At 67.2% G+C, this 12193-nt stretch carries 10 protein-coding genes; 8 read left to right on the forward strand and 2 right to left on the reverse strand.

Translation table 11 applies throughout. The features are described 5' to 3' along the window. Positions 1 to 18 precede the first annotated feature (18 nt). The 7 genes from NU1_RS38715 (at position 19) to NU1_RS38745 (ending at position 9643) form a co-directional block, all read left to right on the forward strand. Positions 19 to 3060, forward strand: coding sequence for an AfsR/SARP family transcriptional regulator (locus NU1_RS38715; RefSeq protein ID WP_067529300.1), 3042 nt, complete (start codon positions 19 to 21; stop codon positions 3058 to 3060). Positions 3061 to 3095: 35 nt separating this feature from the next. Then, complete coding sequence (locus tag NU1_RS38720; RefSeq protein WP_067529302.1) at positions 3096 to 3530, forward strand: nitroreductase family deazaflavin-dependent oxidoreductase; 435 nt, start codon at positions 3096 to 3098, stop codon at positions 3528 to 3530. 108 nt (positions 3531 to 3638) lie between these two features. After that, complete coding sequence (locus tag NU1_RS38725) at positions 3639 to 4736, forward strand: CaiB/BaiF CoA transferase family protein (protein WP_067529304.1); 1098 nt, start codon at positions 3639 to 3641, stop codon at positions 4734 to 4736. A gap of 104 nt (positions 4737 to 4840) precedes the next feature. Continuing rightward, positions 4841 to 7456: a helix-turn-helix transcriptional regulator gene (locus NU1_RS38730; RefSeq protein ID WP_067529305.1), complete on the forward strand. Its 2616-nt coding sequence runs from the start codon at positions 4841 to 4843 to the stop codon at positions 7454 to 7456. A 362-nt stretch (positions 7457 to 7818) separates the two neighbouring features. After that, the gene (locus NU1_RS43945) at positions 7819 to 8811 is read left to right on the forward strand and encodes a hypothetical protein (protein ID WP_157553597.1); all 993 of its coding nucleotides are present in this window, start codon (positions 7819 to 7821) and stop codon (positions 8809 to 8811) included. 21 nt (positions 8812 to 8832) lie between these two features. Beyond that, positions 8833 to 9165, forward strand: coding sequence for a hypothetical protein (locus NU1_RS38740; protein ID WP_157553599.1), 333 nt, complete (start codon positions 8833 to 8835; stop codon positions 9163 to 9165). A gap of 88 nt (positions 9166 to 9253) precedes the next feature. Further along, the gene (locus tag NU1_RS38745; RefSeq protein WP_212762314.1) at positions 9254 to 9643 is read left to right on the forward strand and encodes a hypothetical protein; all 390 of its coding nucleotides are present in this window, start codon (positions 9254 to 9256) and stop codon (positions 9641 to 9643) included. Between the two features lie 72 nt (positions 9644 to 9715). Here the strand turns inward: NU1_RS38745 and NU1_RS38750 are convergent, their stop codons facing one another. Then, the gene (locus tag NU1_RS38750) at positions 9716 to 10276 is read right to left on the reverse strand and encodes a methylated-DNA--[protein]-cysteine S-methyltransferase (RefSeq protein ID WP_157553600.1); all 561 of its coding nucleotides are present in this window, start codon (positions 10274 to 10276) and stop codon (positions 9716 to 9718) included. A gap of 56 nt (positions 10277 to 10332) precedes the next feature. Then, a complete protein-coding gene (locus tag NU1_RS38755) occupies positions 10333 to 10653 on the reverse strand; it encodes a hypothetical protein (RefSeq protein WP_067529317.1) in 321 nt (106 codons plus the stop codon). A 19-nt stretch (positions 10654 to 10672) separates the two neighbouring features. Between NU1_RS38755 and yczR the strand changes: the two genes are divergently transcribed. Beyond that, a complete protein-coding gene (gene yczR / locus NU1_RS38760) occupies positions 10673 to 12184 on the forward strand; it encodes a MocR-like transcription factor YczR (RefSeq protein WP_067529321.1) in 1512 nt (503 codons plus the stop codon). The last annotated feature ends 9 nt before the right edge of the window (positions 12185 to 12193 follow it).

Raw genomic sequence — 12193 nt, forward strand, 5'->3', positions numbered from 1 at the left:
CCGGATACCGTGAGGACCATGCGTTTCGGGGTGCTCGGTCCACTTGCTGTGTGGACATCGGAAGGGCGGCCGGTCCGGATTCCGGAGCTGAAGGTCCGGATTCTGCTCGCTCATCTGCTGGTCAGCGCGGGTGAGGTGGTTCCGGCGGACCGGCTGATCGACGATATGTGGGGTGACAGACTCCCGGCCAATCCGCCGGGGGCGCTGCAGACCCGGGTCTCGCAATTGCGGCGGGCGCTCGAGGACGCCGAGCCCGGCGGGCGGGACCTGATTGTCTCGCGCGCCCCCGGTTACGCGCTGTCTTCGGACGCGACAGTGGATTCGGCGCGCTTTCAGCGGCTGATTCAGGAGGCTGGACGGGCGGGTGACCCGAGTTCGGTAACCCGGCTGCTCGGCGACGCACTGGCCCTGTGGCGCGGCCCGGCGCTGGCCGACTTCGCCGATGCGGAATTCACCCGGCCGGTTATCGCCCGACTGGAGAAGCAGCGGCTGACCGCCGCGGAACTGCGCGCCGAGGCCCGGCTGGAACTGGGCGAACACGGCTTGCTCGCCGACGAACTGAGCGATCTGGTCACCCGGCATCCACTCCGGGAACGACTGCGCGCCGTGCATTTACGAGCGCTCTACCGGGCAGGCCGCCAGGGCGAGGCGCTGGAGAGCTACCAGGACCTGCGCACCCGCCTGGCGGATGAGCTGGGCGTGGATCCCGGCCCGGAGTTGGCCGCCCTGCATCAAGCCATCCTGGAACAGGACAATACGCTGCGCCCGGCCGAAACCACCCGTGCCCGAACGAATCTCCCGGCACCGGTGAACGAGCTCATCGGCCGGGATACCGCGCTGGCGGAGGTGCGTGACCTACTGGCCGATGCCCGGCTGGTCACGCTGGTCGGGCCCGGCGGTGTCGGCAAGACGAGACTGGCCACCGAATCCGCCCGCGCGGTATCCGGCGGCTTCCCCGATGGGACCTGGCTGGTGGAACTGGCTCCGGAGGGGCCGGGTACCCGGGTCGCCGATGCCGTGCTCGCGGCGCTCGAAGTGCGCGATGACTCGGCCACGGTCGGTGATCGGCTACCGGAGACGCTGCGGGACCGGCGCATGCTGCTGGTACTGGACAACTGCGAGCACGTGATCGAACAGGTGGCCGCGCTGAGCGCCGAGTTACTGCGGGCCGCACCTGGATTACATATTCTCGCGACCAGCCAGGAGCCGCTCGGTATCAGCGGCGAGTGGCTGTTCGTGGTGCCGCCGCTCGACCTCGAATCGGCCGCCGTGGAACTGTTCGTCGCCCGCGCGAACGCGACAGCGCCGGGCTTCCGGCGCGAGGACGACAACGTCGCCGCGATCACCTCGATCTGCCGGAGGTTGGACGGCATCCCGCTCGCCCTGGAGTTGGCGGCGACCCGGGTTCGGGCGCTGGGTGTGCACGAACTGGACCGGCGGCTGCACGACCGGTTCCAACTGCTGGGCTCGGGCCCTCGCGATGCGCCGCCCCGGCAGCGGACACTGCGGGCGATGATCGACTGGAGCTGGGAGCTGCTGCCCGAGCCCGAACGAATGGTATTGCGCCGACTGGCAATTCACGCGGACGGCGGCACTCTCGCCGCGGCCGAGGCGTCCTGCGGCACCGAGGTGCTCGACCCACTCACCCGGCTGGTGGACCGGTCGCTGCTGACCGTCTCCGGCACCGATGAGCCGCGCTATCGCATGCTCGAATCCGTGGCGGCGTACGGCATCGAACGACTCAGGGAGGCAGGTGAATTCGAGGAGGTCCGGCGGCGGCACCGCGAGTACTACACCGAATTCGCCGAGCGTGCGGACGCCCACCTGCGCGGCCCGGAACAACGCCGTTGGCTGCGGCGCCTGGATGCCGAGACCCCCAACCTGCGGTACGCGCTCGATGGCGCGGGTCCCGAAGGCTGCCGACTCGTCAATGCCCTGGCCTGGTACTGGGTATTGCGGGGGCGGCTCGGCGAGGGTGTTCGCGCGCTGTCGGCCTTCCCGGCGAATCGATCCGCGATGCTGTGGCGCGCCGGATTCACCCGGCGACTGGGTCAGCACTCCGAGGAGCCCGTGCCCCCGAGCGGACAGCCGGAAGACGCACGGGCGGAATGGTTTATGGCCTACGCGCAGAGCCTCATCGGCGAACAGGAGGACGAGACCCCGGCCGTGCGCAGCCTGTCGAATTTCCGGGCGAACGGCGATCAGTGGGGTACGGCCGCCGCCCTGATCACCCGGGCCCAGCACGCGCTGATTCGCAGTGATCTGACGGCGCTCGCGGAGTACGGCGAGCAGAGCATGGCGATGTTCACCGAACTCGGTGATCGCTGGGGACAGGTGCGGGCGACGCAGCTGCTCGGCCGGTGTGCCGAGATCGTCGGTGATTACGACCGGGCGGGGCGTCTGCACCGGGACGGATTGCGGATGGCCGAAGAGCTGGAACTGTGGACCGAGATGTCGGACAAGTTGTCCGAGCTCGGCCGGATCGCCCTGCTGACCGGCGATCTCACCCGCGCCGACGATCTGCATCGCCGGGCCTTGCGGCTGGCGGCCGAACACGGTTACCAACTCGGCGAGGAGTACGCCGAGCTCGGACTGGCCATCAGCGCCCGGCGGCGCGGTGACCTGGATGCCGCCGAAACGCATTTGCGGCGCTGGCTGGACTGGGAGGGGCAACTCGACTCCGACTTCGGTATCGCCTTCATCATGGCCGAGCTCGGATTCGTCGCCGAACTGCGCGGTGATGCGGAAGCCGCGGGCACACTTCATCATTCGGGCCTGTCGGCCGCGCGGCGGACCGGCGATCCCCGTACGGTGGCACTCGCCGTGGAGGGTTTGGCCGGAGCCGAGGTGCTGGCGGGTCGGCCGGAGGCAGCGGCGCGGCTGCTCGGTGCGGCCGAGACAATGCGGACCACCGTCGGAGCGCCATTGCCGAGCGCGGAGCGTGGCGATGTCGAGCGGATCACCGCCCGGGTGCGCGCCGTACTCAGCGACACCGCATTCGAGGCGGCCTACCGCAAGGGTGCCGACAACCCGGCGGACACCGTTCCGAAGGAGATCTGAAGCGCATCCGAAGCGGCGACCGTCATGGTCGGGACATGAACAACGAAATCGACAGTCCAGACCGGTCCGTTGCCGATCACGTGCGGCGATACCTCGCTACCGATGGCGCGGATGGCTATCTCGAAGGCGGAGTCACGAATCTGGTGATCACCACGGTCGGCCGGAAAACCGGAAAACCGCGCCGGACGGCGCTGTTCTACGGCGAGCACGAGGGCCGGTACATCCTGGTGGCCTCCGGCTCGACAATCGGCAATGGCACGCGGCCCGGCTGGTACCGCAATCTGCTCGATAATCCACAGGCCCAGGTGCAGATCCGCGCCGACCGATTCACCGCACGGGCCCGGGTTGCGCAGGGTCGGGAGCGGGAACAGCTGTGGCACTTCATGACCGAACGCTTCCCGCCCTACCTGCGGTACCAGGCCGCCGTCGAGGACGAGATCCCGATCGTCGTGCTGGAGCGAACCGAATAGCGGGCGGCGGTGGGGTGTGGAGGCGGCTGGCCGGACCCGTTATTGTCATACTGTCAACACCGGCGTTGTGAGCCGGAGCGCAGGATCGATGATGAACCGAGGTAGGGCGTGAGCACTCCATCCACCGCCAAGCAGGGCCCCCTCCAGGGCGTTCGGGTTGTTGAATTGGCCGGTATCGGCCCCGGTCCGCATGCGGCGCTGCTGCTCGCCGATCTCGGCGCGGATGTGGTGCGCGTGCAGCGGCCGGGACAGTTTCCCGGCTTCATGGAGCGGCCGCAGTGGCGTGGCCGGACCATTGTCGAGGCCAACCTGAAGGATCCGGCCGATATCGAGAAGGTGCTCGGGCTCGTCGAGAAGGCCGATGTGCTGATCGAGGGATTCCGGCCCGGAGTGACCGAACGGATGGGTCTCGGTCCAGAGACGGCGCTGGAGCGCAATCCGCGCCTGGTCTACGGGCGGATGACCGGCTGGGGCCAGGACGGTCCGATGGCCGATCGCGCCGGGCACGACATCAACTACATCTCGCTGACCGGTGTACTCAATGCCATCGGCCGCAAGGGTGAGCGGCCGGTGCCGCCGCTGAATATGGTCGGCGATTTCGGTGGCGGCTCCATGTTCCTGGTCTTCGGCATTCTCGCCGCGCTGGTGGAGCGGCAGACCTCCGGCAAGGGTCAGGTCATCGACTCCGCCATGATCGATGGGGCACTGTCCCTCTCGCACATGATCTGGGGCATGCGCGGCATGGGCCTGTGGTCCGATGAGCGCGGCACCAATCTGCTCGATACCGGTATGGCCTTCTACGACACCTATGAGACCTCCGACGGCAAGTACATGGCCGTCGGCTGTATCGAACCGCAGTTCTACGCGGAATTCCTGAAGGGGCTGGAAATCGACCCGGAGGGCCTGCCTTTCCAACTCGACCCCAATGGCCAGGACGAGCTGCGCAAACTTTTCACCGAGAAGTTCAAGACCAAGACCCGCGACGAGTGGTGGGCGATCTTCGAGCACACCGACGCCTGCACCACCCCGGTGCTGACCTTCACCGAGGCCACCGAGAACCCGCATATCCAGGCCCGCAACGGCCTCGTCGAGATCGACGGCGTGGTCCAGCACGCCCCGGCCCCGCGCTTCTCCCGCACCCCGTCGGAGATTCCCACCCCGCCGCCGACGGTTGGCACCCCGTTCGACGAGGTCTGGGCGGACTAGCGGCGCACCTCGCCATTTCGGAGCAACACTCGGGGCAAACGGTCTGTGTCACTTCGCAGATCGTTTGCCCTGCTCACAATTGGTCCGCGCACTACAGTTGAGCCATGGCTCGGAATTGGCCGATGGTGGAACGTGTCAGCGAGCTCGAATCGATCCGGGACGCGCTGACCGGCGAGGACTTCGTCGGAGCGGTCCTGACCGGTGATGCCGGGGTCGGTAAGACAACGCTGGCACGGCAGGCCACCGCCGCCGTGGGGGGCAATGTTCGGTGGGTGGCGGGAACCGAATCGGCGCGCAGTATTCCGCTGGGGGTATTCGCCCATATGGTCGGCGTGTACACCGCGCACGATCCGGTGACCTTTATGGCGGCGGCGCGGGAAGCGCTGCTCGCGGACGGGCACACGATTATCGGCGTCGATGACGCGCACCTGCTGGATCAGCTGTCGGCGACGCTGCTGTTGCAGTTGGCCATCGACAAGGCCGCGACCATTGTCGCCACCGTGCGCAGCGGGGTGCAGGTACCGGATGCGGTGACCTCGCTGTGGAAGGACGGGCACCTGCTGCGAGTGGACCTGCAACCGTTCACCCAGCGACAGAGTGTGGCGCTGGTGGAATCCATGCTCGGCGGGCAGCTGGAGGGGTTCACCGCCAACCTCATGTGGGAATCATCCGGGGGCAACGCGCTTTTCCTGCGGCACCTGGTGGAAGGCGCACTGGAGGCGGGGTCGCTGCGGCAGGTCAGCGGGGTGTGGCAGCTGCGCGGGCGGGCCGCGGTTACCTCGGAATTGGCCGCGCTGCTGGAGGATCGGGTGGAGCAACTGCCCGACCCGGTACTGCGGGTACTCGAGCTGCTCACCTTCTGCGAGCCCATCGATCTGGATGTGCTGTGCGAGCTGGTAGGCGAGGAGGCCGTGGAGGCGGCCGAAACACGCGGTGTCATACGGGTTGTCGAGAACGGCCATCAGCTGCTGGTGCGGTACAACCATCCGCTGTTCGGTGAGGTGATTCGGCGGCGACTCGGTATCGCGTCGGCGCGGCGGCTGCGCGGGCGGTTGTACTCCTCGCTGCGGGAGCGGCCCATCAATTCCGCGTCCGATCGGATACGACTGGCCGAATTGGCTTTGGACAGTGATAAATCCGCTGATCTGGAGTTGTTCGAGGCGGCGGCCGCCGATGCCATCGGGTTGGCGAATCTGCCACTGGGAGAACGGTTCGCGCGGGCAGCGGTGGAGCGGCGCGGTGGGGTGGAGTCCGCTGATCTGCTGGCGCGGGCGCTGCTGTGGCAGGGACATCGCATCGAGGCCGAGCGGACGCTCGCCAGCTTCGATCCGGATCAGTTGAACGAAGTGCAGCTGGCCCGCTGGGGTAGCACGCGGGTGTCGAATCTATTGTGGGCCATGGGTGATGCCGATCATGCCGATGAGGTGTTGCAGTCGGTGCGCAGCCGGGTGAAACATCCGAAGATAGTCGCCACCCTCGATGGGCTGGCTTCGGCGTGTGCGGTCAACGAGAACAAACTCGATGAGGCGTTCGCACTGGCCGAACCCGTTATCTCCAATGCGGAGGCGCCGCCGTGGGCGGTGTGGTGGGCGGCTTTCGGCGGCGGACTGGCGCTGGCGCTCATGGGGCGTGGCGACGCGGCGCGTGAATACGCGGCGCGCGGGCACCAGATCGAATCGGAGATCGACGGACTCAATCGGTTCATGTCCACGCACGCCGAGGTATTGGCGCTGACCTTCACCGGCGATCTGGATGCCGCTCGGCGCTGTGCCGCAGGGTATTTCGGCTACTCCTCCCCCGGCCAGTATCTGGCCTGGGGAATGTCGAAGATCTTGCAGGGCACCGTGGATGTCGCGCAGGGACGCTTCCTCGATGCTGTCGACAATCTCGAGCAGGCCATTGCCGCACTGGCCACCGAAGGTGCGGCGGCCTGGATGTTCCCCGCGAGACTTCGTCTGGCCGAAGCGTATTCGGCGCTCGGTCGGGCCGCCGAGGCGGCCGAGAGTATTGATGCCGCCACCGCTCGCGGGGGGCGTCACAGTGCTGTCTACGAACCGCAGGTGGAGTTGGCCCGGGCCTGGCAGGCCGCTGCCGAGGGCACCGTCAGTCCCGCCGTCCGCCTCGCACTGAGTGCGGCCGACGCGGCCGCTCGCTCCCATCAGCACGCCATCGAGGCCCTCGCACTGCATTCCGCCGCCCGCTTCGGCGACCACAGCGTGGCCGGACGCCTCGCCGATCTGGCCGCACGGGTGGATGGGCGACTCGTTCAGGCCCAAGCCCGGCACGCGGTGGCCGTCGCCGCCCACGACGGGCCCGGATTGGATACCGCCGCAGCCGAATTCGAGGCGATCGGGGCGCTGCTCTCCGCCGCCGATGCCGCGGCGCAAGCCGCCTCCGCACACGAACGCGCCGGGGATCGGCGCAGGCTGCTGGAATCGGCCGCGACGGCGAACCGCCTGGCGGCGGCCTGCGGTGGGGCCAGCACGCCCGCGCTGAAGCAATCCGCGCAGCCGCTGCCGCTCACCGCGCGCGAACGCGAGATCGCCAACCTGGTCGCGGCGGGCCTGTCCAACCGCCAGATCGCCGATCGGCTGACCGTCTCGGTCCGCACGGTGGAGGGCCACCTCTACCGTGCGTGTATCAAGCTCGATGTCACCGATCGTGAAGCGCTCGCGGAACTCATGCACGGCGGGTCATCTCTCGGCAAATCCGGAAGCTGACCGGGGAAATGGACAACTAAGCCATCAGTCAGCGCCTTTTCCATCTTCCACACAGCGACATCCAGCTCTGTGCACCATCTCACAATCGATTGTGAGCTATAGCTTCCTTTCAGCTAACATCCCAGGTCAGGTGACCAGCACGGTCCGGGGGGATCGAGAGTTTCCGCGGAAACCCACGTCGCGGGCCACACCGAACACAACCCCATAACCATGAAAGTGGTGCGGGAACCAAAGACCAAGCGTCCCAGGTCCTCCCCGCTCCGAATTCATGATCACCAGGAAATAGTGGCGCGCCGCTCCGGCACGACGCCATCATCCCCCTGGTCATGACCGTTCAAACCAGATGAAGGTGGTGTTTCGACGTGGCTCGTCGGCATCGAAATATGAACCCCGGCGTGCGTCGACGCGCCCTCGTGGCAGGCGCGATCCCGCTGGCCCTGGCCGTAGGCTGCTCCACCGCCACCGACCAGAACGCGGCCACCCCCGCCGCCCCCGATGCATCCAGCAGCGCACCCGAAAACCCGACAGCGCCCCAAACTCCCGGTGCCGCACCCCGGCCCGCCGAGACAGCGGCCCCCCAACCCGGCCTCGCACCCGGCACCATCACCCCCCGCGCCACCACCAGCCCGGTCCAGCCCGGCGTTACCGCCCCCGCGGCCGACCGCCCCGCCGCACACCCCGGCCCCATCCAGCCCGGCGTGACCACCCCGCCCGCCCCCAAACCCGCACCGAATTACGCTGTGCCGCCCAACTTCCGCCCGGTCCCCGGCGCCGAAGCAGCCCCGGCCATCGACCTGAGCACCCTGCACGCCCCGGTCCCTGTAGCCCCCGTCGCCCCGATCGCCCCGCCCCCGCGCACCCTCCGCGTGGGAGCGTTTTCCACTCCGGTGACGGACGATGTCCCGAATGACGTGCTCGATCCAGTGAACACCGGCGCCGCAGCGGTCGAGGCGGGCATTGCCACCGGCTTGAACTCAATCGGCATCAACGCCAGCCGCTCCGACAAGCTGGCCGCTGGCACAGTCGCGGGCACCGTGATCGGAGCTGCGGCTGGCGCGACCGCCGCCGGTCTGCCTGCCGCAGTCGTTGGGGCCGTCCCCGGCGGCCTGATCGGTGCAGGCGTCGGTGCAGGCGTCGGTGCGGTCATCGGCGGAATCACAACAGGATTCCCCACAGGTGGCGTCGCCATAGCCCCCGGAGCTGCGGCGGGAGCGTTGATCGGCGCGGGCGTCGGTGCGGCCGCAGGTGCGGCCACAGGAGCCGCTCTCCTCGGCATCCCGGCGGCTGTCGCCGGTGGCGTCGCTGGCGGCATCGTCGGCTTCGGTATCGGCAGCGCATACGGCGCTGTTGTCTAACTCAGCGCAAAAAGGATGAAGATGAAATTGACACTGCGCATTGCCATCCTGATGGCAGCAGTCTCCGCGTGTGGCACGTTGGGTATGCAAGCGGCTTCGGCAACTCCGCCAATTCCGACACCCGAACCGGGTGGTGTGATCCGGCTGGATATCGCACCGGGCGAGTGGTGGAGCTGTAACGCCGCCAGCCTGCAGCCGCCGTTCTACCAGGTATCGCCCGGCATCTATCAGTACTCGCTCGGACCGAATCCGATCTACATGCGCTTCACGCCTGGCGCTGACGTTTGGACAACCTGCCACGGCACCGGGGCACCGTTCATCTACTACGGCCCGATCGTCAAGGCCGGCTGGTAGGAACGTGCCTCCGAACAGGAGAAGGACTCCGCACCAACACTTTTGATTGCTCGGCCGGGGGCCGTTGGTGCGGAGTTAGCATCGGTGGGTGGTTCGCAATGTGAGGAAGGCTCGTCGTCTTATGGTTGGCGAGGAGACGTTTCTCTGGTCGCTGCGGCACCGGCATCATGGTGAGAGCGGGGCCTATCGCGACTGTTGTGAGGTGCTCGGTATTCGCAGGGACGGGGGTGGGCGGCTCACGATTGTGTTTTCCGACGGTCCTGGGCGGCTCGTTCCCGACGGGTTCATGCCCACCGGGTTCGTCGGGACAACTGAGGGTGGCGTCTTGAATCTGCATGAGCCGGGCACCGTTCGCGCTCTGCTGGATGAAGCCAGATCTCGCGGCTGGCAACCCGAGGAGACGAGCGCCCGGGAGATGGATGGGTGGACTCTGTTCGACGCGGTGGCGCGCAGCCGAAACGTGGTGCCGCCCAGCTGAGGCCGGGTCGATGCTTACGCGGAGCCCGGCTACTGGAATTGAACCCGCGCGGAATGCCGGAAGCCCCTCACTTCAGAACAGGGTCGGCTCGCCGAAGCCCGGGGTGCGTTCGATTTCGAGTAGGCGCTCTTTGGTCGTCACACCCCCATTGGCGGAAAACCCGTGCAGCGCGTGGTCCGCGGCCAGGACGCGGTGGCACGGGATGATGAGTGGGATGGGGTTGCGGCCCATGGCCTGTCCTACCGCCTGCGAGCCATTCGGCGCTCCGACCCGGTGGGCAATCGCGCCGTAGCTGAGGGTGTGGCCGGGGTCTATGGTGCGGGTGATGGCGTAGACCTTGCTGTGGAATTCGGGGATTGCGCTGGTATCCAAGGGAATCCAGCGGAGGTTGTCGAGATCACCGGCGAGGTGGGCGCGAATGCGGATGATGGCCTTGGCGATGATGTCGTCGGTGGGGCCGGATTCGTAGACCGTCTTGCCCGCGTGTGGACGGGTGACACGGGTGAGGGTGGCCTCCTCATCCGCTTCGGGGAGTTGGAAGCGCACCACACCCGTGGCACTCCAGGCGATGGCACAGGGACCGATCGCGGTATCGAAGAGCGCCGCGGCCAGCGAGCGATCCGGGTTGGACATAAGGCCAGTGTGCATGGGGAGACCGACATGTTTCCGATTGAGTCCGACCAGAGATATCAGACCAATTTTTCAGTACTGGACTGCTTGACTACTGGAATGTGGCCCACGGACTCCAGTTCTTGGAGTTCGCGAACGTCTTCATGAGCACGGATGGCGGCCAGATCCGAATACTGCCGCCGACCTTCGTAATCGACGACCGACCAGTCCGACATCGGTGCATGCGGGCGGTACCGGGTGAGCAGGTAGTCCCAGCGCTCACCTGGCGCCGGAGCGAAGTGATACACCGTCCACCCGAACAGGGCGATGACCGCGAGGGCGGCGAGGAACTCGATCATTATTCGAGCGTGCAGCCAGGTGGACTTGAAAGAAATATCCACTGACCTAATACTGGACTGTATGGCAATACGAGTGATCGGTGCAGCGAGTCTGGCGCGGGACCTGGGCCGGTGGCGGCAGGACGAGCCGGGTGCCCGGGGCAGCGCCGACAGCGATGCCGCGCGCCGCTCTCCTCGCCCCGCGTACCTGGCGCTCGCCGAAGGTATTCGGCTCCTCATCCACGACGGGCGCGCCCCGCTCGGCATCGCATTGCCCAGTGAACGCGACCTGTCGACCACGCTCGGTGTCAGCCGCACCACCGTCACCTCGGCGTATTCGCTCCTGCGCGAACACGGTTATCTGATCAGCCGCCAGGGCTCCCGCAGTACCGTGGCGCTGCCGCCGACGGTGGCACATGACGGCACCAAACCGTCACGCAGCCTGCTGGCCATGATGGCCCAGCCGGAGGTGCCGACCATCGATATGACCTATGCGGCCATGTCCGCACCGCACGAGATGACCGATGCGTATACCTTTGCGCTACACGGACTTCCGGCATATCTCGGCACGCACGGCATGGATCCGGTGGGAATGCTCATGCTGCGAGAAGCTCTGGCGCGGCGCTATACCGAGCGCGGACTGCCCACCGATCCCGAGCAGATTCTGGTGACCCTGGGCGCGCAGCACGGCCTGCGACTGCTGCTGAATGTGCTCACCACACCGGCGGAACGGGTGCTGATCGAGCATCCGAGCTACCCGAATGCCATCGAGGCCGTCCGTGATGTGGGTGCGCGCCCCGTCCCGGTACCACTCCTGCCGACAGGCTGGGATCTCGACGGAATCCGCAGTGCCGCACGGCAAACCGCGGCCAGCGTGGCCTATCTGGTTCCCGATTTCCACAACCCGACCGGGCTGCTGCTGGATGTGGAGGGCCGCGCCGAGCTGGCCGCCATCGCCCGCGAAACCCGCATGACCGTGATCGTCGACGAATCCATGGTCGATCTCGACCTCACCGACGGCGATCCGCTGCCACCCGTGGCGGCCTTCGCGCGCGGTTCGGAGATCGTGACCATCGGCTCGGCGTCCAAATCCTTCTGGGGCGGTCTGCGAGTGGGGTGGGTGCGCGCCAATCAGTCGCTCATCACCAAACTGCTCGGCACCCGTTCCACCATGGACCTCGGCACCCCCGTCATGGATCAGCTGGCCACCGTCCACCTGCTCCAGCACGCCGATACCATCCTGACCGAGCGGCGCGCGCAATTGCGTTCGCGCCGAGCCACTCTCCTGAAGTCGCTCGCCGAGGAACTCCCGGACTGGCATCCCACCTCCGAGGGAGCGGGCGGCATGTCCCTGTGGGTCCAACTCCCCGCCCCGGTCTCCACCGCCCTGGCCGCCACCGCGCCCAATCACGGCGTATTACTCGCCGCCGGACCACGTTTCGGCGTTCAGGGGGCATTCGAACGGTTCATTCGGCTGCCGTTCAGCCAGGAGGAGCCCGATCTGCGGATTGCGGTGAAGTCCATTGCTGCCGCTTTTGCCGCCCTCACTCCGCATGCCGCGGATCCTTTGGCGCCGTTGGCTCCGCTCTATTGAGGGGGCAAC

It is taken from the genome of Nocardia uniformis NBRC 13702, from assembly GCF_001613345.1.
GTDB classification, from domain to species: domain Bacteria; phylum Actinomycetota; class Actinomycetes; order Mycobacteriales; family Mycobacteriaceae; genus Nocardia; species Nocardia uniformis.

Bases quoted from the DNA above. Each gene is read 5' to 3' on its own strand.
- NU1_RS38715 (WP_067529300.1), top strand. From the start codon at position 19: ATGCGTTTCGGGGTGCTCGGTCCACTTGCTGTGTGGACATCGGAAGGG.
- NU1_RS38720 (WP_067529302.1), top strand. From the start codon at position 3,096: ATGAACAACGAAATCGACAGTCCAGACCGGTCCGTTGCCGATCACGTG.
- NU1_RS38730 (WP_067529305.1), top strand. From the start codon at position 4,841: ATGGCTCGGAATTGGCCGATGGTGGAACGTGTCAGCGAGCTCGAATCG.
- NU1_RS38740 (WP_157553599.1), top strand. From the start codon at position 8,833: ATGAAATTGACACTGCGCATTGCCATCCTGATGGCAGCAGTCTCCGCG.
- NU1_RS38750 (WP_157553600.1), bottom strand. From the start codon at position 10,276: ATGTCCAACCCGGATCGCTCGCTGGCCGCGGCGCTCTTCGATACCGCG.
- yczR (WP_067529321.1), top strand. From the start codon at position 10,673: ATGGCAATACGAGTGATCGGTGCAGCGAGTCTGGCGCGGGACCTGGGC.